Origin of the sequence: Pseudomonas sp. WS 5051 (genome assembly GCF_012985715.1) — a bacterium.
GTDB lineage: Bacteria > Pseudomonadota > Gammaproteobacteria > Pseudomonadales > Pseudomonadaceae > Aquipseudomonas > Aquipseudomonas bubulae.
The window spans coordinates 192,525-216,701 of record NZ_JAAQWV010000007.1; the positions used below are offsets into that span (position 1 = coordinate 192,525).

Annotated in this window: 25 protein-coding genes and 1 other RNA gene; 16 read left to right on the forward strand and 10 right to left on the reverse strand. The window is 58.1% G+C overall.

The annotated features are described in order from the left end of the window. Window positions 1-26: 26 nt before the first annotated feature. On the reverse strand, window positions 27-992 hold the full coding sequence (locus HBN79_RS13840) for a 2-hydroxyacid dehydrogenase (RefSeq protein WP_169916806.1): 966 nt from the start codon (window positions 990-992) through the stop codon (window positions 27-29). Window positions 993-1,072: 80 nt separating this feature from the next. Here HBN79_RS13840 and HBN79_RS13845 point away from each other — a divergent pair, with 80 nt between their 5' ends. Both HBN79_RS13845 and HBN79_RS13850 read left to right on the forward strand, forming a co-directional pair. Beyond that, window positions 1,073-1,702, forward strand: a complete 630-nt coding sequence (locus HBN79_RS13845; RefSeq protein WP_016779501.1) for a LysE family transporter — start codon at window positions 1,073-1,075, stop codon at window positions 1,700-1,702. Between the two features lie 141 nt (window positions 1,703-1,843). Next, window positions 1,844-3,601 (forward strand): DUF1302 domain-containing protein, encoded by a 1,758-nt coding sequence (locus HBN79_RS13850; protein WP_169916807.1) that lies wholly within the window; start codon window positions 1,844-1,846, stop codon window positions 3,599-3,601. A gap of 193 nt (window positions 3,602-3,794) precedes the next feature. Here HBN79_RS13850 and HBN79_RS13855 read toward each other — a convergent pair whose 3' ends face one another. Further along, complete coding sequence (locus HBN79_RS13855; RefSeq protein WP_262372480.1) at window positions 3,795-4,712, reverse strand: Abi family protein; 918 nt, start codon at window positions 4,710-4,712, stop codon at window positions 3,795-3,797. 265 nt (window positions 4,713-4,977) lie between these two features. On the opposite strand from HBN79_RS13855, the gene HBN79_RS13860 reads away from it, so the two are divergent. Continuing rightward, on the forward strand, window positions 4,978-5,700 hold the full coding sequence (locus HBN79_RS13860; protein WP_095001554.1) for an OmpA family protein: 723 nt from the start codon (window positions 4,978-4,980) through the stop codon (window positions 5,698-5,700). Between the two features lie 205 nt (window positions 5,701-5,905). Here the strand turns inward: HBN79_RS13860 and HBN79_RS13865 are convergent, their stop codons facing one another. Further along, the gene (locus HBN79_RS13865) at window positions 5,906-6,340 is read right to left on the reverse strand and encodes a DUF1043 family protein (protein WP_016779504.1); all 435 of its coding nucleotides are present in this window, start codon (window positions 6,338-6,340) and stop codon (window positions 5,906-5,908) included. Window positions 6,341-6,479: 139 nt separating this feature from the next. Here HBN79_RS13865 and HBN79_RS13870 point away from each other — a divergent pair, with 139 nt between their 5' ends. From HBN79_RS13870 to zapE, 3 genes are all read left to right on the forward strand, one after another. Continuing rightward, window positions 6,480-7,115: an alpha/beta fold hydrolase gene (locus tag HBN79_RS13870; protein WP_095001553.1), complete on the forward strand. Its 636-nt coding sequence runs from the start codon at window positions 6,480-6,482 to the stop codon at window positions 7,113-7,115. A gap of 24 nt (window positions 7,116-7,139) precedes the next feature. Continuing rightward, a complete protein-coding gene (locus HBN79_RS13875; RefSeq protein ID WP_095001552.1) occupies window positions 7,140-8,495 on the forward strand; it encodes a tryptophan--tRNA ligase in 1,356 nt (451 codons plus the stop codon). 91 nt (window positions 8,496-8,586) lie between these two features. Further along, on the forward strand, window positions 8,587-9,681 hold the full coding sequence (zapE, locus tag HBN79_RS13880) for a cell division protein ZapE (RefSeq protein WP_095001551.1): 1,095 nt from the start codon (window positions 8,587-8,589) through the stop codon (window positions 9,679-9,681). A gap of 42 nt (window positions 9,682-9,723) precedes the next feature. On the opposite strand, the gene HBN79_RS13885 is transcribed toward zapE, so the two are convergent. The 3 genes from HBN79_RS13885 to HBN79_RS13895 form a co-directional block, all read right to left on the reverse strand. Beyond that, window positions 9,724-10,746 carry an asparaginase gene (locus tag HBN79_RS13885; RefSeq protein ID WP_095001550.1) on the reverse strand — a complete coding sequence of 341 codons (1,023 nt, stop codon included), beginning with the start codon at window positions 10,744-10,746 and terminating at the stop codon, window positions 9,724-9,726. Window positions 10,747-10,881: 135 nt separating this feature from the next. Next, entirely contained in the window at window positions 10,882-11,817 is a 936-nt protein-coding gene (locus HBN79_RS13890; protein WP_169916835.1) for a GlxA family transcriptional regulator, read from the reverse strand. Window positions 11,818-12,085: 268 nt separating this feature from the next. After that, on the reverse strand, window positions 12,086-13,126 hold the full coding sequence (locus HBN79_RS13895; RefSeq protein ID WP_095020340.1) for an NADP(H)-dependent aldo-keto reductase: 1,041 nt from the start codon (window positions 13,124-13,126) through the stop codon (window positions 12,086-12,088). Window positions 13,127-13,372: 246 nt separating this feature from the next. On the opposite strand from HBN79_RS13895, the gene rplM reads away from it, so the two are divergent. The 7 genes from rplM to HBN79_RS13930 all read left to right on the forward strand — a co-directional run bounded on the left by rplM (window position 13,373) and on the right by HBN79_RS13930 (window position 18,282). Continuing rightward, window positions 13,373-13,801, forward strand: a complete 429-nt coding sequence (gene rplM, locus HBN79_RS13900; RefSeq protein ID WP_007917032.1) for a 50S ribosomal protein L13 — start codon at window positions 13,373-13,375, stop codon at window positions 13,799-13,801. A 14-nt stretch (window positions 13,802-13,815) separates the two neighbouring features. Next, the gene (rpsI, locus tag HBN79_RS13905; RefSeq protein ID WP_003216038.1) at window positions 13,816-14,208 is read left to right on the forward strand and encodes a 30S ribosomal protein S9; all 393 of its coding nucleotides are present in this window, start codon (window positions 13,816-13,818) and stop codon (window positions 14,206-14,208) included. 255 nt (window positions 14,209-14,463) lie between these two features. Next, entirely contained in the window at window positions 14,464-15,057 is a 594-nt protein-coding gene (petA, locus tag HBN79_RS13910; protein ID WP_083369776.1) for a ubiquinol-cytochrome c reductase iron-sulfur subunit, read from the forward strand. After that, window positions 15,057-16,268, forward strand: coding sequence for a cytochrome bc complex cytochrome b subunit (locus HBN79_RS13915; protein WP_016779512.1), 1,212 nt, complete (start codon window positions 15,057-15,059; stop codon window positions 16,266-16,268). Before petA ends, HBN79_RS13915 begins: the two co-directional genes overlap by 1 nt. Further along, window positions 16,268-17,047, forward strand: a complete 780-nt coding sequence (locus HBN79_RS13920; RefSeq protein WP_095020341.1) for a cytochrome c1 — start codon at window positions 16,268-16,270, stop codon at window positions 17,045-17,047. Before HBN79_RS13915 ends, HBN79_RS13920 begins: the two co-directional genes overlap by 1 nt. Window positions 17,048-17,233: 186 nt before the next feature. Continuing rightward, window positions 17,234-17,851 (forward strand): glutathione S-transferase N-terminal domain-containing protein, encoded by a 618-nt coding sequence (locus tag HBN79_RS13925; RefSeq protein ID WP_016779514.1) that lies wholly within the window; start codon window positions 17,234-17,236, stop codon window positions 17,849-17,851. Between the two features lie 17 nt (window positions 17,852-17,868). Then, window positions 17,869-18,282 (forward strand): ClpXP protease specificity-enhancing factor, encoded by a 414-nt coding sequence (locus tag HBN79_RS13930; RefSeq protein ID WP_095001547.1) that lies wholly within the window; start codon window positions 17,869-17,871, stop codon window positions 18,280-18,282. 53 nt (window positions 18,283-18,335) lie between these two features. Here HBN79_RS13930 and HBN79_RS13935 read toward each other — a convergent pair whose 3' ends face one another. From HBN79_RS13935 to HBN79_RS13950, 4 genes are all read right to left on the reverse strand, one after another. After that, window positions 18,336-18,917, reverse strand: a complete 582-nt coding sequence (locus HBN79_RS13935) for a BON domain-containing protein (RefSeq protein ID WP_169916809.1) — start codon at window positions 18,915-18,917, stop codon at window positions 18,336-18,338. After that, entirely contained in the window at window positions 18,914-19,507 is a 594-nt protein-coding gene (locus tag HBN79_RS13940; RefSeq protein ID WP_095001545.1) for a phosphoheptose isomerase, read from the reverse strand. Before HBN79_RS13940 ends, HBN79_RS13935 begins: the two co-directional genes overlap by 4 nt. Before the next feature lie 134 nt (window positions 19,508-19,641). Further along, window positions 19,642-20,007 carry a YraN family protein gene (locus HBN79_RS13945; protein WP_095038592.1) on the reverse strand — a complete coding sequence of 122 codons (366 nt, stop codon included), beginning with the start codon at window positions 20,005-20,007 and terminating at the stop codon, window positions 19,642-19,644. Continuing rightward, window positions 20,007-21,779, reverse strand: a complete 1,773-nt coding sequence (locus HBN79_RS13950; protein WP_169916810.1) for a penicillin-binding protein activator — start codon at window positions 21,777-21,779, stop codon at window positions 20,007-20,009. Before HBN79_RS13950 ends, HBN79_RS13945 begins: the two co-directional genes overlap by 1 nt. Before the next feature lie 235 nt (window positions 21,780-22,014). Between HBN79_RS13950 and rsmI the strand changes: the two genes are divergently transcribed. The 3 genes from rsmI to mraZ all read left to right on the forward strand — a co-directional run bounded on the left by rsmI (window position 22,015) and on the right by mraZ (window position 24,176). Next, window positions 22,015-22,869 carry a 16S rRNA (cytidine(1402)-2'-O)-methyltransferase gene (gene rsmI, locus HBN79_RS13955; RefSeq protein ID WP_095038612.1) on the forward strand — a complete coding sequence of 285 codons (855 nt, stop codon included), beginning with the start codon at window positions 22,015-22,017 and terminating at the stop codon, window positions 22,867-22,869. A 140-nt stretch (window positions 22,870-23,009) separates the two neighbouring features. After that, an RNA gene (gene rnpB / locus HBN79_RS13960) (RNase P RNA component class A) lies at window positions 23,010-23,363 on the forward strand. 357 nt (window positions 23,364-23,720) lie between these two features. Beyond that, window positions 23,721-24,176 (forward strand): division/cell wall cluster transcriptional repressor MraZ, encoded by a 456-nt coding sequence (mraZ, locus tag HBN79_RS13965; protein ID WP_095001541.1) that lies wholly within the window; start codon window positions 23,721-23,723, stop codon window positions 24,174-24,176. The last annotated feature ends 1 nt before the right edge of the window (window position 24,177 follow it).

Sequence of the window (24,177 nt, forward strand, 5' to 3'; positions counted from 1 at the left end):
TGCTCCTCAAAAAGGGGCGCAGTCTATCAACTGACGACCCGCAGCGCTGTACCGTTGAAGAACGCTTCGGCATTTTGCGCCAGTTGGCCGACGATGCGCTGGCGTGCTTCACGACTGCCCCAGGCACTGTGCGGGGTGATGATCAGGCGCGGAATGTCGGCCCCCAGCAATGGGTTGCCGTCGCGTGGTGGTTCGACGCTGAGCACGTCGGTGGCCGCGCCACCCAGATGGCCGCTACGCAGGGCGTCGGCGAGTGCCTGTTCGTCGATCATGCCGCCACGTGCGGTATTGACTACAAAGGCCCCGGGTTTGAGCAGTGCCAGTTCGCGGGCGCCGATAAAATTACGCGTATGCTCGGTGAGCGGGCAGTGAAAGGTCAGCGCGTCGACCTGGGGCAGCAGTTCGTCCAGCGTCAGGCGCCCGGCACGGGCCGGGCGCCCCGGGATCTGACCGATCAGCACGCGCATGCCGAAGGCTTCGGCCAGTTTCGCGACCGCACTGCCCAGCTCGCCGTGACCGAACAGGCCCAGGGTCTTGCCTTCCAGCTCGACAATCGGGAAGTCCAGCAGGCAGAACTGCTTCGCTTGCTGCCACTGGCCGTCGGCCACGGCCTTGTTGTAATCGACCAGGCGCGTAGCCAGTGCCAGCAGCAGGCCGAGGGTGTGCTGCGCCACCGATGGCGTGCCGTAGCCCTGGCAGTTGGCCACGGTGATCCCCAGGGCTCGGGCGGCCTCAAGGTCGACGTTGTTGGTGCCGGTGGCTGCCACCAGAATCAACTTCAGCTCCGGGCAGGCAGCCAGGGTCTGGGCGTTGAGCAGCGCTTTGTTGCTGATGGCCACACTGACGCCTTGCAGACGCTCGATCACATTGGCTGGCGTGGTGTCTGCGCACAGCTGCAAGTCGCCGAAGCTGCGACGCAGCGGGTCGAGGTCGAGATCGCCCAGGTCCAGTGAGGTGTAATCAAGGAATACGGCGCGCTGAGTGTTAGTCATCAACTGTACCTTTTGTGCTGTGAAATGAAGGCGTAATGTGGCGAGCCTAACAGAAGAAACAATTTGTAATGGAGCCGTGCATGTACTGGACAGAATTTTTGACCGTAGCCTTGATTCACCTGTTGGCGGTGGCCAGCCCCGGGCCTGATTTTGCCGTGGTAGTACGCGAGAGCGTCACTCACGGCCGCCGTGCCGGGATGTTTACCGCGTTTGGTGTGGGCACGGCGATTTTTGTCCATGTCGGCTATTCATTGCTGGGTATCGGCATCATCGTGTCGCAATCGATTGTCCTGTTCAACGCCCTGAAATGGCTGGCAGCGGCTTATCTGCTGTATATCGGCATCAAGGCACTGCGGGCCAAACCGGCCGATCCTGCGGCGTTGGCGGCCAGCTTGCCGGTGGGCGAGCGCACGGCACGCGGGGCTTTCACGTCGGGCTTTGTGACCAACGGCCTGAACCCCAAGGCGACGCTGTTTTTCCTGTCGCTGTTTACCGTGGTGATCAACCCGCACACCCCGCTGTCGATCCAGGCCGGTTATGGCGTGTACCTGGCAGTGGCAACCGGTGTGTGGTTCTGCATGGTCGCGATGCTGTTCAGCCATCAGCGCGTGCGTACAGGCTTTGCCCGCATGGGTCACTGGTTTGACCGCACCATGGGGGCGGTACTGGTGGCGTTGGGCGTGAAACTGGCGTTTACCGAGATGCATTGACACACCTTGGTTCCGTAGCAGCTGCCGAGGAACGAAGGCTGCGTCCGGCAGCAGCTACGGGGAGATGGTCGGGTTCTTGTCAAAATCTGGATTTGCTTCATCCTTGCGGGCTTATTGCAGTGTGCCCACGGAGAAGTATCGATGTCCTCAGTCCACCGGTCCTGGCGCCGCGCCAGACTGGCGCTGGCAGTCAGCCTTGCGTCGACGTCCGCTTGGGGCGTGAGCTTCAATGTCGGCCCGGTTGAGGGGCAGATCGATACCGAGCTGTCCATCGGCGCCAGTTGGTCCACCGCCAGGGCCGACAGCAAACTGATAGGCGCCAACAATGGCGGCACGGGGCAATCGGCCATTTCGGACGATGGCCGCCTTAACTTCAAACGCGGCGAAACTTTTTCGAAAATCTTTACCGGCATGCACGCACTGGAACTCAAGTACGGCGACAGCGGCCTGTATGTGCGCGGCAAGTATTGGTATGACTTCGAGTTGCAGGACGACAGCCGCCCCTTCAAGCCCATCAGTGACTCAGGCCGCCGAGCCAGCGCGCAATCGGCCGGCGCGCAACTGCTCGATGCGTTCGTTTACCACAACTACGCCATTGCCGATCAGCCCGGCGCAGTCCGCTTGGGTAAACAGGTGGTCAGTTGGGGCGAAAGTGCGTTTATCGGTGGCGGCATCAATGCGATCAACCCCACCGACCCTGCCGCCTATCGTCGGCCTGGCACTGAGTTCAAAGATGGCCTGGTGCCGGTCAACCTGTTCTATCTCTCGCAAAACCTGACCGACAACCTGTCGGCTGAAGCCTTTTATCAGCTGGATTGGGAGCCGTCCGAAGCGGACAACTGCGGGACGTTTTTCTCCCGGTCAGACGTGATGGCTGACGGCTGCAGCGGCAATTACCGGGTCATGAGCAAGCGTTCGGCACTCGATGTGGCCGACCTCGCCGCGCTGACCGGTGCCGGGGTTGAGGTGAACGAGGAGGGCGTGCTGGTACGCCGTGGCGCCAATCGTTATGCGCGCAACAGCGGGCAGTTCGGGGTGGCCATGCACTATGTGTTCGAGCCGCTGGGCACCGAGTTCGGTGCCTACTTCATGAACTACCACAGTCGCGACCCGATCCTCAGCGCCAGCGCGGCGCCGCAGTCGGCCTATAACGCGGCAGCAGGCGCCGGAGGGCTGGCGCCGATGGTTGTTGCCGGCAATTCGGGCTATTACGTTGAATACCCTGAAGACATCCGCCTTTACGGCCTGAGCTTCTCCACCACTTTATCCACAGGCACGGCCTGGAAGGGCGAGTTGAGTTACCGTCCCAATGCGCCGGTGCAACTCAACAGCAACGACTTGCTGTACGCCAATGTCACGTTGCTGCCCGGGCTTGCCGATGCATCGCCACTGAGCGTCACTCCCGGCGCAGATGTGCAGGGCTATCGGCGCAAGGAAGTCACCCGGTTCCAGACGTCCCTCAGCCATGTGTTCGACAACGCGATGGGTGCCGATCACCTGACCGTGACCGGTGAAGTGGGGGTGACCCGGGTTGGTGGCCTGGATAGCCCTTCAGGGCTGCGTTACGGGCGTGATCCGGTGTTTGGCTCTGAAGGTAATGACGGCTTCACCACGGCCACCTCCTGGGGCTACCGTGGTCGCGCCGTGTGGGAATACAGAAGCGTTGTTCCCGGGGTGAACCTCAAGCCCAATCTGGGCTGGTCCCATGATGTCAGCGGCTATTCGCCGGGGCCCGATGCCAGCTTCGAAGAGGGCCGCAAAGCCATCTCCCTGGGGCTGGAGGGTGACTATCAAAGCACCTACACCGGCAGCCTGTCGTACACCAATTTTTTTGGTGGGCGCTACAACACCCTCAGTGACCGCGACTTTGTGGCGCTGACGATGGGTGTGAAGTTCTAGGCCGGTGGTAGCTCAACCAGGTTGGGATACGCTTTGTGGTTTTGCTTGCGCGAAGCTGCGGTTCAAGATGTTTCGGGGCCGTGCGGCATGCTTGAAAAAACCGCCTGGCCCCCCTATCATTGGCCCCAACACGGCCCCCGCCTCTTTGCGCTTAATTGAGCTTACGCGGGGGTTTTTATTTTCCGGCCTGGATCTACTTGATCCACCATTTTTCCCACCCGGCCGGTACTCCCATGTCCGCAATGGACAGTTTGCGGTTTGAATGCAACTGCGGGAATTTGTGCACATGTTGCTGCACACGCAGGTGCCATTCGGTACGCGGGCAAACGATTTTGATCATGTGCCTGGCAATCCCGAGCAGCAAAAAAGGCCTGGCGATCAGGTCTGCCTTACCGATGAAGTCATCACACCAGTCAATATCCCCCTTGTTTGCTGGCAGGCCGGGCTGATCTGTAATGTTGCGATTCCACAAGCGACTGAGGTGTGCTGACAAGTTGCGAAGGTAGCTGAGAGAGCGAACCCAGCTTTTGAAAACCTTCCAATCGTTCACGCCATATTTCGCAGCAATCTGCTGCTGATCCGCTACTTTCATCATGGCCAGCAACTGCGAGATAGCCCCAAAGTCCCAGATTTCCACTGCCACCCAGAGTGGCAAATCCAGGCCGTGTTTTTCGCGGTAGTGTTTGACGAAATCTTCTTTGGAGCGATCTTGTAGCCCTTTGTACTTGTCTTGCCAGCTGTCGAAAGCCGACTTCCCCGTCCGCTTGTCCATCTTGCCGGCAAACGACGGATGCAATTCGCCAGCGTCCAAATGGGCAAAGGTATTGCGCTGGCCCAACAGGTAAGCGATGTCGACGCGCAGGCCAATCTCAATACGCTCCAGTGCGTCCATGACCAGTAGGCGTAACTTCTTGTCATATAGATAGAGTTCTACGGCATCTACGAACTGGGTATTGGTCTCGAATTGATCGGTGCGCACTGTGCTCAAAGCTTTGGTGGTGGGGTCTTGTTCAAGCCGAAATACCCTGAATGAGTACCAGTAAGCGGTCAGTCGGTAATACCCGATGCGCTCCAGATAACTGAGCGCTGCGGCATCGTCGGTGATGATCATGCCGCGGTCCTTGAGCTGTTGGAGTTGATCAGTGAAGGATTTCCAGGGTCTTTTGTAGGCCATTACACAATTGCCTGTTCCATTGAGTTGTTCGTTGTTGGGTCGCTTATGCATCGATTGGTGGTGTCGCAATTTGACGACTATCGTCTGTTAAGCATGAGTTTAAGCGACCCAAGGAATTTTTAACGTTGGTCGTGTTCCAAGATTTATAAAGGTCTAATGCCAATGGCCTTTGCCCCTAGAAAGATTGATCAGGAGCTTCACCATGTTCATTTCGCGTCGTTTGATTGTTGCTGCAAGTGCGGTGGCCTTGCTGGCTGGCTGCGCTACGCCTAACCCGTATGACAACCAGGGCCAGGGGTCTTCCGGGACGGGCTTGAGCAAGACTGCCACCTACGGTGGCCTGGGGGCTCTGGCGGGTGCTGTGGCGGGTGCTGCCATCGACCATAACAACCGTGGCAAGGGCGCGCTGATCGGTGCTGCCGTGGCAGGCCTGGGTGCAGCCGGTTATGGCTATTACGCCGACAAGCAGGAAGCAGCCCTGCGTGCGAGCATGGCCAACACGGGCGTTGAAGTTCAGCGTCAGGGCGACAACATCACCCTGGTGATGCCAGGCAACATTACCTTCGCGACCAACTCGGCCAACATTGCGCCCAGCTTCTATCAGCCGCTGAACAACCTGGCGAATTCGCTCAAGCAGTTCAACAACCAGAACCTGATCCAGATCGTGGGTTACACCGACAGCACCGGTAACTACAACTACAACATGCAGCTTTCCCAGCAGCGTGCGCAAAGCGTAGCGACCTACCTGACGTCTCAAGGTGTGAGCGGCCAGTACCTGTCAGTCAAAGGTATGGGCCCGGCTGATCCGATTGCCAGCAACGCCACCGCAGATGGCCGCGCACAGAACCGTCGCGTACAAGTGACACTGGCGCCAATCCCGGGCATGCAATACCAGCAGCCGGGTCAGGTGCAGCAGTACCCTTGATCATTACCTCGTAGCAGCTGCCGAAGGCTGCGTTCGGCTGCGCAGCAGTCGTAAACCCTGAGTGCGGGGTTTGGCTGATATTGCGACGACTTCGTCGTCGAACGCAGCCTGCGGCAGCGGCTACGGGGGGGCGCAAGACACACAACAAAAAGCCCCGCGATCCTTGCAGATCGCGGGGCTTTTTATTGGGCATCCGGCTGGGAAATTACTTCTTCAGGCCGTAATGCTCATCCAGCATGCCAGGACCGTTCGGGCTTTTTGGTGCGTAGTCCAATGGCGGCTCGGTGCTGTGCGGCGGGGTGATGCGCTCGCGATGCGGTTGTGGCACATCCGGGTGCAGGGCAGCCAGCAGGCGTTGGCGAGTCTGCTCGTCCAGGGCCAAACGGTTGGCGCCCTCGGCGAGGTGTTCTTGCACGTCCTGATAGCTCTGTGTGAGTTTCTTCACCAGGTTGGCGGTGGTGTTGAAGTGGGTAACCACTTCACTTTGGTAACTGTCAAAACGTTCCTGGATGTCGTCCAGCTGACGCTGCGTGCGGTTAGGCACGGCATTGGGCAGCAGACGAGCAACCAGAAAACCAATGGCGACACCGGCAACCAGGGCGAGAGTCGGCAACAACCAAATCAAGAGCGAGTGTTCCACGAGTCCTTCCTCTATAAACGGCTTTGCTTTACGTTAACGGCTCGGACCTGCGCTGTATACCGCGATGCACTCGCAAATATGTCAGACAGAATCTATCAGCTAGACGAGTCGACCCAATCTGAGGTCACGGAGTTCCCTCTTGCTTACCCGCGAAACCCCCGTAGTAATTGCTGGCCCGGTCGGCCAACTGGAAGCCTTGTACCTTGATTGTGCTGAGCCAAAGGGCCTTGCGCTGCTGTGTCACCCCAATCCGGTACAGGGCGGCACCATGATGAATAAAGTGGTTTCGACCTTGCAACGCACTGCCCGCGATGCTGGCCTGATTACCTTGCGATTTAATTACCGCGGCACCGGCGCCAGTGAAGGCAGCCACGATATGGGCACCGGCGAAGTCGACGATGCCTTTGCAGCAGCCCGGTGGTTGCGCGCCAGACACCCTGACTTGCCGATCACCCTGTTCGGTTTTTCGTTTGGTGGTTTTGTTGCCGCCAGCCTGGGTGGTCGCCTTGAAGCCCAGGGCGAAAAGCTTGAGCGCGTGTTTATGATCGCCCCTGCGGTGATGCGTTTGCGTGACGAAGATGCCTTGCCACATAACTGCCCGCTGACCGTTATCCAGCCTGAAACCGACGAAGTGATCGACCCGCAGCTGGTCTATAACTGGTCAAACGACCTGTCGCGCCCCCATGAGCTGCTGAAAGTGGCAGAATGCGGACACTTTTTTCACGGCAAGCTGCCCGAGCTCAAAGAGTTGGTAGCGCCACGCCTTTCGAATTGATTGCAGCCTGATAAGCGATTACCCATGACCTCTCGTACTCGTATCCTCACCGGCATCACCACCACCGGTACGCCGCACCTGGGCAACTACGCCGGGGCCATCCGCCCTGCGATCGTGGCCAGCCGCGACCCCAACGCCGATTCGTTTTACTTCCTGGCTGACTACCATGCCCTGATCAAGTGCGATGACCCGCTGCGCATCCAGCGTTCGCGTCAGGAAATCGCTGCAACCTGGCTGGCGGCCGGCCTTGATGTCGAGCGTGTGACCTTCTACCGTCAGTCCGATATCCCGGAAATCCCCGAGCTGACCTGGCTGCTGACCTGCGTAGCGGCCAAGGGCCTGCTCAATCGGGCCCATGCCTACAAGGCCTCGGTAGACAAGAACCTGGAAAACGGCGAAGACCCGGATGCGGGCATCACCATGGGCCTGTACAGCTACCCGGTGCTGATGGCTGCGGACATTCTGATGTTCAATGCCAACAAGGTGCCTGTGGGGCGTGACCAGATCCAGCACGTTGAAATGGCCCGTGACATTGGCCAGCGCTTCAACCACCTGTTCGGCAATGGCAAAGAGTTTTTCGCCATGCCCGAAGCGCTGATCGAAGAAAGCGTGGCCACTTTGCCGGGTCTGGACGGTCGCAAGATGTCCAAGAGCTATGACAACACCATTCCGTTGTTCAGCAGCGCCAAGGACATGAAAAGCGCGATTTCGCGCATCGTTACCGACTCCCGTGCACCGGGCGAGGCGAAGGATCCGGACAACTCGCACCTGTTCACCCTGTACCAGGCATTCTCCACGCCTGAGCAGTCGGTTGAGTTCCGCAGCGAGCTGTTGCAGGGCCTGGGCTGGGGCGAAGCGAAAGAGCGCCTGTTCAAGCTGCTGGACGCCGAGCTGGGCGAGTCCCGCGAGCGTTACCACGACTTGATGTCGCGTCCTGATGATATGGAAGACATCCTGCTGGCTGGCGCCCAAAAAGCTCGCAAGATCGCAGCGCCTTTCCTTGTCGAATTGCGTGAAGCCGTTGGCTTGCGCTCGTTTGTCAGTGCCGCGCAAACCACTGCTGCGAGCAAAAAGAAAGCCGCCAAGGGCCCGCGCTTTGTCAGCTTCCGCGACGAAGACGGCAGCTTCCGTTTCCGCCTGCTGGCCGCTGCTGGCGAACAATTGCTGCTGTCGCGCAGCTTTGCCGACGGTAAAACCGCCGGTCAGGTGACCAAGCAGCTGCAATCCGGCGAGCCTCTGGATGTGCGCAGTGACGCGTTGAGCTTCAGTGTCTGGCTGGGCGACACCTGCGTGGCTGACAGCCCGGTATTTGCCGATGCCACAGCCAGAGATGAGGCAATCGAAGCGTTGCGCCTTGCGCTGGTACCCGTTCAAGACTGAGAAAGTGCGACGTTTCGTCTCAGGTTTGATTGCCATTCCCAAGGGTCGTCGCTACAGTGTCGGCCCGTTTTTGTTGCCTTGCTAACGAATTATGACGCCTCTAGAACGATATCAAGCAGATCTGAAACGCCCGGACTTCTTCCACGATGCCGCGCAGGAAAACGCTGTGCGCCATTTGCAGCGCCTGTACGACGACCTGGTCGCTTCCTCGCAGAGCAAGCCGGGCCTTTTCGGCAAGCTGTTCGGCAAAAAGGAGCAGACGCCGGTCAAGGGCCTCTACTTCTGGGGCGGTGTAGGCCGTGGCAAGACATATCTGGTCGATACGTTTTTCGATGCCCTGCCGTTCAAGGAGAAGGTGCGTACCCACTTCCACCGCTTCATGAAGCGCGTGCATGAAGAAATGCGCACCCTCAATGGCGAAAAGAACCCGCTGACCATTATCGCCAAGCGTTTTTCTGACGAGGCGCGGGTGATCTGCTTTGATGAATTCTTTGTGTCGGACATTACCGACGCCATGATTCTCGGCACCTTGATGGAAGAACTGTTCAAAAACGGTGTCACCCTGGTGGCTACGTCGAACATTGTGCCTGACGGTTTGTACAAGGACGGCTTGCAGCGTGCGCGCTTCTTGCCCGCCATTGCGCTGATCAAGCAGAACACCGAAATCGTCAACGTCGATAGCGGCGTCGACTATCGCTTGCGTCACCTTGAGCAGGCCGAACTGTTTCACTTTCCGTTGAACGAAGAGTCCGAGAAGAGCTTGAGAGAAAGCTTCAAGGCGCTGACTCACAACTCCAACAGGGCGATCGAAAACGATGATCTGATCATCGAGAACCGCACCATCCGTGCCTTGCGTACCTGTGATGATGTGGCCTGGTTCGAGTTTCGCGAGTTGTGCGACGGCCCGCGCAGCCAGAATGATTACATCGAGCTTGGCAAGATCTTCAACGCTGTAATCCTCAGCGGTGTAGAGCAGATGGAAGTGAAAACGGACGACATCGCCCGACGCTTTATCAACATGGTCGATGAGTTTTACGACCGCAACGTCAAGCTGATCATCTCGGCTGAAGTCGAGCTGAAAGACCTTTACAAGGGCGGGCGCCTGAACTTCGAGTTCCAGCGTACCCTCAGCCGTTTGCTGGAAATGCAGTCCCATGAATATCTGACGCGGGCGCACAAACCCTAGTCAAAAAAACGGCCTGCATTGCAGGCCTTTTTTATGCCCGCCTCAGGCCTCGGCGGCCTTGAACCCCAGGCGCTGCACGTACTTGGCAATGTCGCGGGCATGCCCGCAACCTATCAGCAGCCATATCAGGATCCGCGCCTTGTACGGGCAGAGAAACCCGCACATCAGCGCGCCGCGGTCGATCAGGTCCATCTCGCTGCCGATAAACCCGTAAGACGCTTCGGCGGTGGGGCCTGAACCTGTTCGTGACGCCACCAGAACCGGAATTTCCGTGGTGACCTGTTCGATCAGGTCGACCCATTCGACACTGACATGCCCGGCCCCGAAAGCACTGACCACCAGCGCGTCATACCCCAGGGCCAGCACATGCTCCAGCAGTACCGTGTCGGCAGACAGTGTTGCTGGCAGCAATGCGACCTTGTGATGAATGCTGCGGGGCATGGGCAGGACAGTGCGTGCGCAGGCTTTGCGCAGATAAAGCACGCGATTTTCGAGCATTAGCCCGGCAGGGCCGAAAAACGGCGAGTTGAAGGCGTCCAGCGTTATTGATGAGCATTTGCGCACATGCAGCGGCTGGTGAATCTGGCCGTTCATTACCACTAGAACGCCTCGCTTGCGGCTCTGTGTATCGAGCGCAACCCTGGAGGCATCCAGCAGATTGGCGGGGCCATCTGCGCCGGGATGATCGCTGGGGTGCATGGCGCCGGTCAGCACAAGTGGCACATCGGCATCCCATAACAGGTCAAGGAAGAATGCAGTTTCTTCCAGGGTGTCGGTGCCTTGGGTGATGACGATGCCCAGCGCGCCCAGCTTCACTTGCTCCTGGGCCCAGATCAGCACTTCAAGCAGCAGATTGAAATCCAGGGAGGCGCTGGGAACCAGGCACAGGGTCTCGATATGAACGTCCAGCCCTTCGTGCAGCTGCGAAATGCCGTCAAGCAGTGCTTCGCCAGTGATCACGGGTTGTGCGCCTGAGCCGGGCTGTGTTGTGCGCATGCTCACGGTGCCACCCAGGGCTCCTATGGAAAGGATGGGCAGGGAGTTGTGATTGAGTCTTTGCGCCATGCTGCGTACCTCCGCCAGTGGCCGGTGAAGCCTCTTCTTGTGAGTGCCCCTGGTTGGAGGGCATTTCATCAGAGGCTTTTTGGGCTGGCGGAGAAATCAGATTGTTCCGCTTGGTGTGTAGTACAACGCTTAGATTTAAGCGACCTGATTGAGGCCTGCATGCAGGAACTGCTGACGATACTGGTTTGGTGAAAGCTCTGTGTGTTGGCGAAACAGACGCGCGAAGAAGCTTGCGTCGTCGTAGCCCACGTCATAGCTGATGGTCTTGATGCTTTTGCGGGTGGCCGAGAGCAGGCCCTTGGCGGTTTCTATGCGCAGGCGTTGCAGGTAGTGCAAGGGTTTGTCGCCGGTGGCCAGCTGAAAGCGGCGCATGAAGTTGCGGATGCTCATGCCGTGATCGCGGGCGACATCTTCAAAGCGGAACTTGTCGGCGAAGTGCTCTTCGAGCCAATGCTGGATTTGCAGGATGATCACGTCCTGGTGCAGCTTCTGGCCGCCAAAGCCGATGCGCCCCGGGGTGTAATTGCGCTGTACTTCGTAAAGGATGTCGCGGGCTACGGCCTGGGCGATATTGGCGCCGCAAAAACGCTCGATCATGTAAATGTAGAGGTCGCAGGCTGAGGTAGGCCCGCCGGCGCAATAGAGGTTGTCGGCGTCGGTAAGGTGTTTGTCCTGGTTGAGGTGCACCAGGGGATAGCGCCGGGCAAAGGTATCGAAGAAGCGCCAGTAGGTGGTGGCCTCTTTGCCATCGAGCAGCCCGGCTTCAGCGAGCCAGAAGACTCCGGTGGCTTCAGCGCACAGGACAGCGCCGCGGGCATGCTGTTCGCGCAGCCAGGGCAGTACTTGCGGATAGCGCTGGCAGAGGGTGTCGAAATCGTCACCGAAGGCCGGCAGGATAATGATGTCGCTATCCTCCAGGCCGCCGTCCACAGGGAGCACCACATTGCTGAAGCTGGTGGCCGGTTTGCCGTCGGGGCTGACCAGGCGTGTCTCGAAAGTGGGGGTCAGGCCTTGTCCCAGCTGCTTGCCGTGACGCAGGCTGGCGAGGTGAAAGAAATCCTTGGCATGCATCAGGGTCGACGCGAAAACCCGATCGATGGCCAAAATGCTGACACGCCGCAGCGGCGTGGAGAGTTGATTAGACATAGACATATTTTGATTATTCTTATAGGTGAAATTGGTCAACTTACGGCTGGATCGTCTTATGTTTTTTCCTGTGTGTCCAGAGGTTGCTGCTTTTGTAGCCGCGGGCTTGCTCGCGATGGCATCCATGGGGTTTCTCTGAAACACCGCGTCGCCTGCATCGCGAGCAAGCCCGCTCCCGCAAGGGGGCGGTGGGTCAAGGTGCCGGGTTTGGCTGGTCCTTGTGGATGGCGTCGATACCGGCCAGCACCTCATCCGACAGTTTCAGGTCGAAGCTGGCGATATTGCTTTCGAGTTGCTCCATGGTCGTGGCACCAATGATATTGCTGGTGACGAACGGTTGTCGGGTGACGAAGGCCAGGGCCATTTGCGCAGGGTCCAGGCCATGTTCGCGGGCCAGTGCCACATAACGCTCGCTGGCAGCCACGGCCTGCGGGTTTGAATAGCGCGAGAAGCGGCTGTAGAGGGTCAGGCGGCCTTTTGGTGGTTGGGCGCCGCCACCGTACTTGCCCGAGAGCATGCCGAACGCCAGGGGCGAGTAGGCGAGCAGGCCGCATTGTTCGCGAATGGCGATTTCCGCCAGGCCCACTTCAAAGCTGCGGTTGAGCAGGCTGTAGGGGTTCTGGATCGATACGGCGCGCGGCCAGCCGCGACTTTCGGCCAGTTGCAGGAACTTCATGGTGGCCCACGGCGTTTCATTGGACAGGCCGATGTGGCGGATCTTGCCGGCCCTGACCTGCTCGTCGAGTGCCTCGAGAGTGTCTTCCAGCGGGGTGAAGTCTTCGTCGGCGTTGTGGGTGTAACCCAACTGGCCGAAGAAGTTGGTGCTGCGCTCGGGCCAGTGCAACTGGTAGAGGTCGATCCAGTCGGTTTGCAGGCGCTTGAGGCTGGCGTCCAGGGCTTGCACGATATGGCTGCGGTTGTGCTTGAGGTGGCCGTCACGGATGTAGTCGATGCCGTTGCCGGGGCCGGCGATCTTGCTCGCCAGCACCCAGTCGGCACGATCACCGCGTTCCTTGAACCAGTTGCCGATAAAACGCTCGGTGGTGGCGTAGGTTTCGGCCTTGGGTGGCACCGGGTACATTTCGGCGGTGTCGATAAAGTTGATGCCGGCATTTTTGGCGCAGGCGATCTGCTCAAAGGCTTCGGCCTGGGTGTTCTGTTCACCCCAGGTCATGGTCCCGAGGGCGATTGCGCTTACTTTCAGATCGGTACGGCCAAGCTTTCGGTAGTCCATCGGGTGCTCCTTCGGGTAAACAAACATAAAAGCAGGTTGTAATTTTTTGCGCAATCTGGATAATTGCCCACCTCTTTCTGCAGTGGAAGTGATGCGCCGCCTGCCGAAGAATCTTGCCGTTGAACGGACGCGCTGACCCGAGCCCCCGATAGCGTCTGTATCCGGCTGCCTTTGACTTGTCAAAGTACGCACTATTCAGTAAGATCCGCCGTCTAATTTACAGGGCGGCCCCTGAGGCTATAAAGAATGAAAACTTTTACTGCTAAACCAGAAACAGTAAAGCGCGACTGGTTTGTCGTCGACGCTGCTGGTCAGACCCTGGGTCGTCTGGCCACCGAGATCGCGAGCCGTCTGCGTGGCAAGCACAAGCCGGAATACACTCCGCACGTTGACACCGGTGACTACATCGTTGTTATCAACGCTGAGCAAATCCGTGTTACTGGTGCTAAAACCACTGACAAGATGTACTACTCTCACTCCGGTTTCCCGGGCGGGATTAAGTCGATCAACTTCGAAAAGCTGATCGCCAAAGCTCCTGAGCGCGTGATCGAGACCGCGGTTAAAGGCATGCTGCCTAAAAACCCACTGGGTCGCGACATGTACCGTAAGCTGAAAGTCTATGCGGGCGCTGCTCACCCTCATACTGCTCAGCAGCCCCAAGAACTGAAGTTTTAACGGAATAGTTCATTATGTCGGCGACTCAAAACTACGGCACTGGCCGTCGTAAAACCGCAACCGCTCGCGTTTTCCTGCGTCCGGGTACCGGTAACATCTCCATCAACAACCGCACTCTGGAGAATTTCTTCGGTCGCGAAACTGCCCGCATGGTAGTTCGTCAGCCGTTGGAACTGACTGAGACTGTCGAGAAATTCGACATCTACGTCACCGTGATCGGTGGTGGTGTAAGTGGTCAAGCTGGCGCAATCCGCCACGGTATCACTCGCGCACTGATGCAGTATGACGAAACCCTGCGTGGCGCTCTGCGCAAAGCTGGCTTCGTTACTCGCGATGCTCGTGAAGTTGAACGTAAGAAAGTCGGTCTGCGTAAAGCGCGTAAGCGTCCGCAGTACTCGAAGCGTTAATTCGCAGCTTCGTTCAAAAAAGCCCAGCCTCCTTCGGGAGCTGGGCTTTTTTTATGGGCGATGATTTAGCGGTGTGACAACTTGCCACATCCAGCAAACGCCTATACTACAAGGCCTGTAGCCGCCCCAGAGCGGTAATTACCTTGTAAGACTAGGGGCTTTTCATTACCATTCTGCAAAATTTTTATAAGTAATAGATGCATATTTAGTAGATGCCTGATTTAACAGGCCACAAAGCTGATGGGAGAGGACTGAATGAGCAATGACGGCGTAAATGTCGGCCGGCGTCGCTTCCTCGTAGCAGCCACATCCGTGGTGGGTGCTGCAGGAGCGGTGGGGGCGGCGGTCCCGTTCGTGGGGTCGTGGTTTCCCAGTGCCAAGGCGAAAGCCGCTGGCGCACCGGTGAAAGTGAATATTGCAAAGGTTGAGCCAGGTCAGCAAATGATTGCTGAATGGCGTGGCCAGCCGGTATTCATCGTACGTCGCACCGAGGAAATCCTGGCAAATCTGAAGAAGATTGAAGGGCAGCTTGCTGACCCGGATTCCAAGCAATCTGATCAGCCTGCTTATGTAAATCCGGAGCTGCGGTCGATCAAGCCAGAAATTCTGTTGTTGATCGGTATTTGCACCCACTTGGGTTGCTCGCCTACGTTCCGTCCCGAGGTCGCGCCGGTTGATCTTGGCAAGGACTGGGTAGGCGGCTATTTCTGCCCTTGTCATGGTTCGCACTATGATCTGGCCGGCCGCGTGTACAAGGCCCAGCCAGCGCCGCTGAACCTGCCAGTGCCGCCGTACTACTATGAGACGGACAACATTGTCGTCGTTGGCCTCGATGGGGAGAACGCGTAATGAGCAAGTTCATGGATTGGGTAGATGCCCGCTTCCCCGCAACCAAAATGTGGGAAGACCACCTCAGCAAGTATTACGCTCCGAAGAACTTCAACTTCTTCTATTTCTTTGGCTCTCTCGCACTGCTCGTTCTGGTCAACCAGATCGTTACCGGTGTGTGGCTGACCATGAGCTACACGCCATCGGCAGAAGAGGCGTTTGCTTCTGTCGAATACATCATGCGTGACGTCGAATACGGTTCAATCCTGCGCTTGCTGCACTCTACCGGTGCATCGGCGTTCTTTATCGTCGTCTACCTGCACATGTTCCGCGGCCTGCTCTACGGCTCTTACCAGAAGCCCCGTGAGCTGGTCTGGCTGTTCGGCATGATGATTTATCTGGCCCTGATGGCTGAAGCCTTTATGGGTTACCTGCTGCCTTGGGGGCAAATGTCCTACTGGGGCGCCCAGGTGATCATTTCGCTGTTCGGTGCGATCCCGGTTATCGGTAACGACCTGACCCAGTGGATTCGTGGTGACTACCTGATCTCCGGTATTACCCTCAACCGCTTCTTTGCCCTTCACGTCGTGGCCTTGCCTATCGTAATCCTGGGCCTGGTGGTGCTGCACATTCTTGCCCTGCACGAAGTTGGCTCCAACAACCCGGACGGCGTGGATATCAAGAAACACAAAGACGAAAACGGCATACCGCTGGATGGCATTCCCTTCCACCCGTACTACACCGTGAAAGATATCGTCGGCGTAGTGGTATTCCTGTTTATCTTCTGCTCGATTGTGTTCTTCTTCCCGGAAATGGGTGGTTACTTCCTGGAAAAACCGAACTTTGAACAGGCTAACGCCTTTAAAACGCCGGAACACATTGCCCCTGTCTGGTACTTCACGCCGTTCTACGCGATCTTGCGTGCCATCCCGGACAAGCTGCTTGGCGTGATTGCCATGGGCGCCGCGATTGCCGTGCTGTTCGTGTTGCCGTGGCTTGACCGCAGTCCGGTCAAATCCATGCGCTACAAAGGCTGGATGAGCAAGGTATGGCTGTGGGTGTTCTGCATCTCCTTCGTGATTCTGGGTGTGCTGGGTGTCTTGGCTCCTACCCCGGGCCGCACGCTGCTGTCGCAGGTGTGTACGTTCCTGTACTTCGCCTACTTCATTCTGATGCCGTTCTACACCAGGCTTGAGAAGACCAAACCGGTTCCGGAAAGGGTGACTGGCTGATGAAAAAGCTATTTGCTGTATTGATGTTCGCGGTAATGCCTGTGTTCTCCTTTGCGGCAGAGCAAGGCGTGCAGCTCGACAAGGTCGACATCGATGTTTCTGACAAGGCGGCCCTGCAGGATGGTGCGCGTACGTTCGCCAACTACTGCATGGGTTGTCACAGTGCCAAGTTCCAGCGTTATGAGCGGGTCGCTGATGACCTGGGCATTCCCCATGAGGTCATGCTCGATAACCTGGTGTTCACCGGTGCCAAGATTGGCGACCACATGAACATCGGCATGCAGCCCAACGACGCCAAGGCCTGGTTCGGTGCTGCACCGCCTGACCTTACACTGGTGGCCCGTGTGCGTGGCACGGACTGGCTGTACAGCTACCTGCGTGCCTTTTACGAAGACCCGTCGCGCCCTTGGGGTGTGAACAACAAAGTGTTCCCGAACGTGGGCATGCCCAACGTGCTGGCACCGTTGCAGGGTCGCCAGGTTATCGGTTGCAAGCAAGTACAGATCGTCGAAGACGGCAAGAAGCAGTATGATCCGCTCACCGGCACGCCTTTGACCCATGAAGCGTGCGACCAGCTGACAGTGCTGCCAAAAACCGGCGCCCTGACTGAAGAGCAGTTCGATGAGAAGATCAAGAACCTTGTGACCTTCCTGGCCTACTCGGCCAACCCGGTGAAGCTGGAGCATCAGCGCATCGGTACTTACGTGCTGATCTACCTGGCCTTCCTTTTTGTATTCGCTTATCTGCTCAAGCGCGAATACTGGAAAGATGTGCACTGATATAGTTACACGCAATGCTGTTAATCGTGCGCGCCCAAGGGTGTCTCTGAAAAGGTAACAGTGCAGGGCGGGTGACAGGCGGGGTCAATGACCTTGCCAGTCACCTGGCCTGTGGTTATCAGAGGCTTTCCTTGGGCGCGTTCGTTTTTCCGCTCCCGATAATTTCAACAAGCGAGGAGGACCGCCATGGGCGTGACCAATCGGTTGGCCTGTTACTCCGACCCCGCCGACCACTATTCCCACCGAGTGCGCATTGTGCTCGCAGAGAAAGGTGTCAGCGCCGAGATCATCAGTGTGGAGGCGGGCCGTCAGCCGCCGAAGCTGATCGAAGTGAACCCCTACGGCAGCCTGCCAACCCTGGTCGATCGTGACCTGGCGTTGTGGGAGTCGACTGTGGTGATGGAATATCTGGATGAGCGCTATCCGCATCCGCCGCTGTTGCCGGTGTACCCGGTGGCACGGGCCAATAGCCGTCTGCTGATTCATCGTATTCAGCGCGACTGGTGTGCGCTGGTCGACCTGATTCTTGATTCGCGGACCAAGGAGCCGGCGCGCGTGCAGGCCCGCAAGGAGTTGCGCGAGAGCCTGACGGGTGTTTCTGCATTATTTGCCGACAAACCTTTTTTCCTCAGTGATGAGCAAAGTCTGGTCGACTGCTGTCTATTGCCGATACTCTGGCGTCTGCCTGTTTTGGGTATTGAATTGCCGCGGCCAGCCAAGCCGTTGCTCGACTATATGGAGCGCCAATTTGCGCGTGAGGCTTTCCAGGCGAGTCTGTCTGGTGTCGAACGCGACATGCGCTAAAGCTTTAGGAGCCCTCGATGAATTCAAGTCGACCTTATCTGGTGCGTGCGCTCTACGAGTGGATCGTTGATAACGACTGCACTCCGCACATGCTGGTTAACTCTGACTACCCCAAGGTGCAAGTGCCTGCGGGTTTTGCCAGTGACGGGCAGATTGTCCTCAATGTTTCGCCAACCGCCGTGCGTCAATTGCACATGGACAACGAAGCAGTAAGCTTTGAAGGGCGCTTTGGTGGTGTACCACACACCTTGTACGTGCCTATTGCAGCCATTCTGGGCGTTTACGCCCGTGAGAATGGCCAGGGCATGGTGTTTGACCTGGAAGAGCCTCTCGAGGCTGATGACGAGGTTGAGCCGGGTGACGATAGTCCGCCGCCAGGCTCCGAGCCGCCGCGACCTACAGGCCGGCCAAGCCTGAAAGTGGTGAAGTAATAAAAAAGGCGACCTGAAAAGGTCGCCTTTTTTGTGTCTGGCAGCCGTGGCCGTCAGTCGATGTACTCAAACAGTTTGACGATTTTCTGCACCCCGGAAACACCTTGCACCAGGCTGGTGGCGCGGGCGGCCTCCTGTTTGGTGACCAGGCCGAGCATGTAGACGATGCCGTTCTCGGTGACGATTTTGATGCGTGAGCCAGGGATGGCGTTGTCAGTCAGCATCTGGGTCTTGATTTTGGTGGTCAGCCAGGCGTCGTTGTTGCGCGCCAGGATTGACGAAGGAGCCATGACCTGCAGCTCGTTGTTGACCTTTTTCACCCGCTGGACTGAAGCTGCCGCCTGTTCGGCCTGGGCCTTGAGGTCTGCACGCGGGGTCTGGCCGGCCAGCAGCACGATACCGTTGTAGCTGGTGACGACGATGTGCGAACCGGTATCCAGATCCGGATTGGCCTTGGCCACGTTCACGGCGACCTTGGTTTCGATCAGCGAGTCATCGATTTTGCTGCCGAAGGTGCGGGTGCCGCGATCATCCTCGATAGGGGTGTCGCGGGTAGCGGTCAGTACCGAGCTGCAACCGGCGGTCAGACCAAGACACAGGGTCAGGGCTACCAGGCCTAGGCGATTTAAAGTCATTCTTCACTCCCGAACAGTTGGCTGTCGATCAGATCGCACAAGCAGTGGATCGCCAGCAGGTGGACTTCTTGGATGCGTGCAGTGACGCTGGAAGGAACGCGGATCTCCACGTCCTCGGGTAGCAGCAGCGAGGCCATGCCGCCGCCATCACGGCCCGTCATTGCGACCACGATCATTTCGCGATCGTGGGCCGCCTGGATGGCCTGGATGATGTTGGCCGAGTTGCCGCTGGTGGAAATGGCCAGCAGCACGTCGCCGGGCTGGCCCAGGGCGCGGATCTGCTTGGAGAAGATTTCGTTGAAGCTGTAGTCGTTGGCGATCGAGGTGATCGTCGACGTGTCGGTGGTCAGTGCGATGGCAGGCAGGCTCGGGCGCTCGCGCTCGAAGCGGTTGAGCAGCTCGGAGGAGAAGTGCTGGGCGTCGCCTGCCGACCCGCCATTGCCGCACGAGAGCATCTTGCCTTCATTGAGCAGTGCGTTAACCATCACCTGGCTGGCTTGCTCGATATGAGGGGCAAGCACTTCCATCGCCTGCTGCTTGGTGTCGATGCTGGCCTGAAAAAGCTGGCGAATCCGGGATTGCATGTCCATCTATGTGACCTTAAGTAGGGCGGCTGGTCGGGCGTGAACCAGGTGTTCCTGGGTGACTTCCCGGCACAAGAATGTGCAGCCCGCAAAGCAAAGCAAAATCGTTGAAAAAGGGAGCTGGAATCGGCCTGGCAGCGCTACTGGCTGTCAAAGGCATTCCGTAGCCAGTTCAGTCGGGGTGTTGTGCTGTCCATCGTCACCACGTCAAAGCGGCACGGGTGATTGGCCCAGCGTGTCTGTTGCTGCAAGAAATGCTGGGCGGCAAGTATCAGTTTTTGACGCTTGCGGCCGTCAATACTGGCCAGTGCGCCACCCCATTGCGCATGTTGACGGTAACGAACTTCGACGAATACTACTGTATCGCCGTCAAGCATGACCAGATCCAGCTCGCCGCGCCTGCATGCCCAGTTCTGTACCAGCAGGCGCAAACCCTGTTGCTCAAGATGCCGCAGCGCGAGGCGCTCGGCATCCTTGCCAGTTTGCTGGCTTGAGCGTTCGGGCATCAGTTGGCGGTAGCCGGCAGGCGTTGAGGCTGGCCATTGGCGAATTCGGCCCATTGCAGTTGACGTTCTACACGTTGTGTCGAGCTCATGCTCAAGCTGCCGGACATACCGTCGATCCGGCTGTCGGGCAGGGCTTTAAGCTGGCCCAGGCTCGGTGCCAGGCGATAGGCGTCGATACCCATCGCATACAGGCGGCCCAGGCTGCCGCCTGCTTGCGGCCATTGTGCGGTCACTTGCTGGCGTAGCGGGTTGTTCGGGTCGAGGAGCCAGGGGGTCTCGCAAAAACGGATGCCGTTCATGTCGTTGTACTGGTTCTGGTCGCCGCTGGCGCTGAATACGTGGGAGGTTGCGTATACCGGCAGATCACCTGCGTACTGGTAGTTCAGCGTGGGTTTGATCTGCTGGGCCTGCTGCGGGGTCGCGGCGAGGAACAGGAACTGCATGTCCTGGCGACGCGTTGGTTCGCTCGAGCCGCCGTTTTTGCGCAGTTGCACCAGATCGGCCACTTGCTGGGCGAGGGCTACAGGTTTGTCGATATGTTCAACGCCAACGACGGTGCCGCCATGGGCTTCCCATTCCTGGCGGAATGCCTTGAGCACGCGATCGCCCCACTCACCGACCGGGACCATGGCGCCAGCGCGGGTCAGGCCGTCGGCCCGGGCGCGGCGAGCCACTTCGCGGGCTTCGTCTTCAGCCGCCAGACCGAACTGAAACAGTTGCGCCGGGCCTTGGGTGCCCTCGCTGTAGTTCAGGGCCAGGGTGGTAATCGGCAGTTGCGGGCGGCTGTTCAGTTGCTTGACCAGGTTTTTTTCCAGTGGGCCAACCACCAGTTGCACGCCGTCGGCTTGTGCCTGGCGGTAGAACTCGTCCAGCGAGGTCAGGCGCGAGCTGTCATAGAACTGAATGCTCGGCGGGTTCTGGCCGGCTTGCTGGGCCTGATAATGTGCAGCCATAAAGCCATCACGCAGTGCTTTGCTCACCGAGGCCAGTTGGCCGTCCTGTGGCAGCAGCAGGGCGATCTTGGTCAGGGGCTGGCTGGCCAGCTCCTTGAGCTTGACCAGTGGGGTCGGCAGCTGGATAGCGGCCGGGTGGGCCGGGTTCTGTGCGCGCCATTGATCAATCGCGTTCTGTTGGTCTTGCAGGGTGCCGGCGCTTTTCACCGCCAGGGCCAGGGACATCCAGCCGCTCAGTACATCATTGCCCTGGGCGTGCAGTTGCTCGGCCGGCAAGCTGGCCACCAGTGCCCAGATAGCGTCGTTGTTGCTGTTGGCGGCATCGCCGGTCAGGTTCGGGCTCAGCGCTGCGCGTTCACGGGCGGCGGCCAGGGCCTGGCCGTCAGCCTCCAGGGCGCGGGCATGCACGGTACGGGTGCGCACTTGCAGGTCGACGGGCAGCTCGCCCAGGATCGATGTGCTTGGATGATTCAGGGCGGCGACTGCGGCCTTGGGATCATTGCGGTTCATCGCCAGTTCGGCTGCCAGGGTGTTGGCAAAAACCTGTTGTGCGGGCTTGAGCTGGTCCAGCGGGACCATGGCCAGGATCTGCGCGGCGCGGGCGTTGTTTTGCTGGCGCAGGGCAAGGTCGGCTGCCGACAGGCGCAACAGGGCGGCCTTTTCCGGATTGGTGCTCTCGGTGGCCTGCTGGAGCAATTGCTCAAGGCTGGCATCCGGGGTCCGTGGAAGTTCGCCAAGGCTGGACGAGGGCGAGCTGGCGCAAGCCGCCAGCAGGGCAGCAAGGCAGAGGGCAGTGAACAGCCGCAGGCAAGCGATCATGTAGTGTTCCTGATACTCGATCAAATGAGTTGGGAAGTGTACCCAAGCACTGGCCGGGGCGCGATGTTAGAGGCAATAAAGCCTGAATTTAGATGCGTTATGTACGTTGTGGCATTAAAAGTTTACCCGGTTGGCGTTTTGCGGCCTGCAGGGTGGGTGCGTTCATGAGGGCTCTACGCGCTACAATGGCGCCTTTAACTCTTATGAGGTGTGCGTTTTGACTGCTCCAGGTGATTTGAATTCCGTTCTTGGCTCACTTTATGTGGTGGCCACGCCCATCGGTAACCTGGACGACATCAGTGCGCGTGCGCTCAAGGTATTGCGTGATGTATCGCTGATTGCGGCCGAAGACACGCGCCACTCCCTGCGCTTGATGCAGCATTTTGGTATCTCCACGCCGCTGGGTGCCTGTCACGAGCATAACGAGCGTGATGAAGGCAGTCGGTTTATCCAGCGTTTGCTGGCGGGTGAAGATGTGGCATTGATCTCGGATGCCGGTACCCCGCTGATCTCCGACCCCGGTTATCACCTCGTGCGCCAGGCGCGTGCTGCCGGGATCAAGGTCGTGCCCGTGCCGGGAGCCTGCGCTTTGATCGCCGCCTTGTCGGCTGCGGGGCTGCCTTCTGATCGCTTTATCTTTGAGGGGTTCCTGCCGGCCAAGGCGGTTGGGCGTCGTTCGCGGCTGCAATTACTTAAGGAAGAGCCGCGCACACTGATTTTTTACGAGGCCCCGCACCGTATTCTTGAGTGCCTGCAAGATCTTGAATTGGTATTCGGGCCCGAGCGCCCGGCATTGCTGGCGCGTGAGCTGACTAAAACATTCGAGACGCTCAAAGGTTTGCCCCTGTCCGAGCTGCGCGCTTTTGTTGAAGGCGACAGTAACCAGCAGCGCGGCGAGTGTGTGGTTCTGGTTGCCGGCTGGACTGCGCCAGAAACGGAAGACGCGGTCAGCAGTGAGGCAATGCGTATTCTCGACTTGCTGCTTAAAGAAATGCCGCTCAAGCGTGCTGCTGCACTTGCAGCTGAAATAACCGGTGAGCGCAAAAACGTGTTGTACCAAGTTGCACTTGAAAAGCAGAAAAGTGAGTAACAATTGATATCGGGTGATGGCACTTTGATATTTCTTTGTGTTCTAGCCCGTGGCTAAAGGCCGCAAGTCAGGCAAATCAACCTGCCTTGCGGCTTTTAACGCTTGTTCTATACGCTCTGTACAGTTAATCTTCGCGCCGGAGAGTCGATTGGACAGTCGCTGCCCTCTATGAAAATTAGGGGGGGGAGGAAAGTCCGGGCTCCATAGGGCGAAGTGCCAGGTAATGCCTGGGAGGCGTGAGCCTACGGAAAGTGCCACAGAAAATAACCGCCTAAGCGCTTCGGCGCCGGTAAGGGTGAAAAGGTGCGGTAAGAGCGCACCGCACGACTGGCAACAGTTCGTGGCTAGGTAAACCCCACTTGGAGCAAGACCAAATAGGGTCCCAAGGCGTGGCCCGCGCTGGGACCGGGTAGGTTGCTAAAGATGTCCAGTGATGGCCATCGTAGACGAATGACTGTTCACGACAGAACCCGGCTTACAGATCGACTCTCCACCTTTTTTTCTTCTGTCTGCGCTGCAGGCAGATTGCTATATTCGCAATTGCCTTATCCCCCCTGCAATTCATCGCAAGATTATTTCCCGACGTAATGCCGAAAAGTTCTTACTCTTAACAAACTACTTTAAGTTTGAAGTCCAGAGCTTTGAATTTGCGGCACGTCGCGGGTCAAAAAATCTCTCCGCTTACTGCTCCACGTCTATTTCCCCTCCTAAATCTCCGTTATGTAAGGGTTTTCCTGTAGGCCGCTCCTTGACGGTGGTGTGGGCGCATTCCTATAGTGTGCATAAGTGGTGAAAAGTGGCGTGAAGTGGGTTTTTTAGACGTAAAACGCTAATATTTGGAGATGCGGCCAGTGTTTCGCGGAGCCAACGCAATCAGTCTCGATGCCAAGGGCCGTCTCGCAATGCCGAGCCGGTACCGTGACGAGTTGAATTTGCGCAGTTCCGGGCAACTGATCGTGACCATTGATGCCGTTGATCCCTGCTTGTGTGTGTACCCCCTCGATGAGTGGGAGTTGATTGAAACCAAGCTTCGGGCGTTGCCTTCGCTGCGTGAAGAAAACCGCCGCTTGCAACGTCTGTTGATTGGTAACGCCGTCGATCTTGAGCTCGATGGCAGTGGTCGTTTTCTGGTACCGCCCCGCTTGCGTGAATATGCCCGACTGGACAAGCGCGCAATGCTGGTGGGCCAGCTGAACAAGTTTCAACTGTGGGACGAGGATGCTTGGGAGGCGGTTTCTGCCGCTGACCTTGCAGCCATTCAACAACCGGGCGCGATGCCTGACGAACTGCGTGATTTAATTCTGTGAC

Bases quoted from the DNA above. Each gene is read 5' to 3' on its own strand.
- HBN79_RS13840 (WP_169916806.1), bottom strand. From the start codon at position 992: ATGACTAACACTCAGCGCGCCGTATTCCTTGATTACACCTCACTGGAC.
- HBN79_RS13845 (WP_016779501.1), top strand. From the start codon at position 1,073: ATGTACTGGACAGAATTTTTGACCGTAGCCTTGATTCACCTGTTGGCG.
- HBN79_RS13850 (WP_169916807.1), top strand. From the start codon at position 1,844: ATGTCCTCAGTCCACCGGTCCTGGCGCCGCGCCAGACTGGCGCTGGCA.
- HBN79_RS13855 (WP_262372480.1), bottom strand. From the start codon at position 4,712: ATGATCATCACCGACGATGCCGCAGCGCTCAGTTATCTGGAGCGCATC.
- HBN79_RS13860 (WP_095001554.1), top strand. From the start codon at position 4,978: ATGTTCATTTCGCGTCGTTTGATTGTTGCTGCAAGTGCGGTGGCCTTG.
- HBN79_RS13875 (WP_095001552.1), top strand. From the start codon at position 7,140: ATGACCTCTCGTACTCGTATCCTCACCGGCATCACCACCACCGGTACG.
- zapE (WP_095001551.1), top strand. From the start codon at position 8,587: ATGACGCCTCTAGAACGATATCAAGCAGATCTGAAACGCCCGGACTTC.
- HBN79_RS13885 (WP_095001550.1), bottom strand. From the start codon at position 10,746: ATGGCGCAAAGACTCAATCACAACTCCCTGCCCATCCTTTCCATAGGA.
- HBN79_RS13890 (WP_169916835.1), bottom strand. From the start codon at position 11,817: ATGCATGCCAAGGATTTCTTTCACCTCGCCAGCCTGCGTCACGGCAAG.
- HBN79_RS13895 (WP_095020340.1), bottom strand. From the start codon at position 13,126: ATGGACTACCGAAAGCTTGGCCGTACCGATCTGAAAGTAAGCGCAATC.
- rplM (WP_007917032.1), top strand. From the start codon at position 13,373: ATGAAAACTTTTACTGCTAAACCAGAAACAGTAAAGCGCGACTGGTTT.
- rpsI (WP_003216038.1), top strand. From the start codon at position 13,816: ATGTCGGCGACTCAAAACTACGGCACTGGCCGTCGTAAAACCGCAACC.
- petA (WP_083369776.1), top strand. From the start codon at position 14,464: ATGAGCAATGACGGCGTAAATGTCGGCCGGCGTCGCTTCCTCGTAGCA.
- HBN79_RS13915 (WP_016779512.1), top strand. From the start codon at position 15,057: ATGAGCAAGTTCATGGATTGGGTAGATGCCCGCTTCCCCGCAACCAAA.
- HBN79_RS13920 (WP_095020341.1), top strand. From the start codon at position 16,268: ATGAAAAAGCTATTTGCTGTATTGATGTTCGCGGTAATGCCTGTGTTC.
- HBN79_RS13925 (WP_016779514.1), top strand. From the start codon at position 17,234: ATGGGCGTGACCAATCGGTTGGCCTGTTACTCCGACCCCGCCGACCAC.
- HBN79_RS13930 (WP_095001547.1), top strand. From the start codon at position 17,869: ATGAATTCAAGTCGACCTTATCTGGTGCGTGCGCTCTACGAGTGGATC.
- HBN79_RS13935 (WP_169916809.1), bottom strand. From the start codon at position 18,917: ATGACTTTAAATCGCCTAGGCCTGGTAGCCCTGACCCTGTGTCTTGGT.
- HBN79_RS13940 (WP_095001545.1), bottom strand. From the start codon at position 19,507: ATGGACATGCAATCCCGGATTCGCCAGCTTTTTCAGGCCAGCATCGAC.
- HBN79_RS13945 (WP_095038592.1), bottom strand. From the start codon at position 20,007: ATGCCCGAACGCTCAAGCCAGCAAACTGGCAAGGATGCCGAGCGCCTC.
- HBN79_RS13950 (WP_169916810.1), bottom strand. From the start codon at position 21,779: ATGATCGCTTGCCTGCGGCTGTTCACTGCCCTCTGCCTTGCTGCCCTG.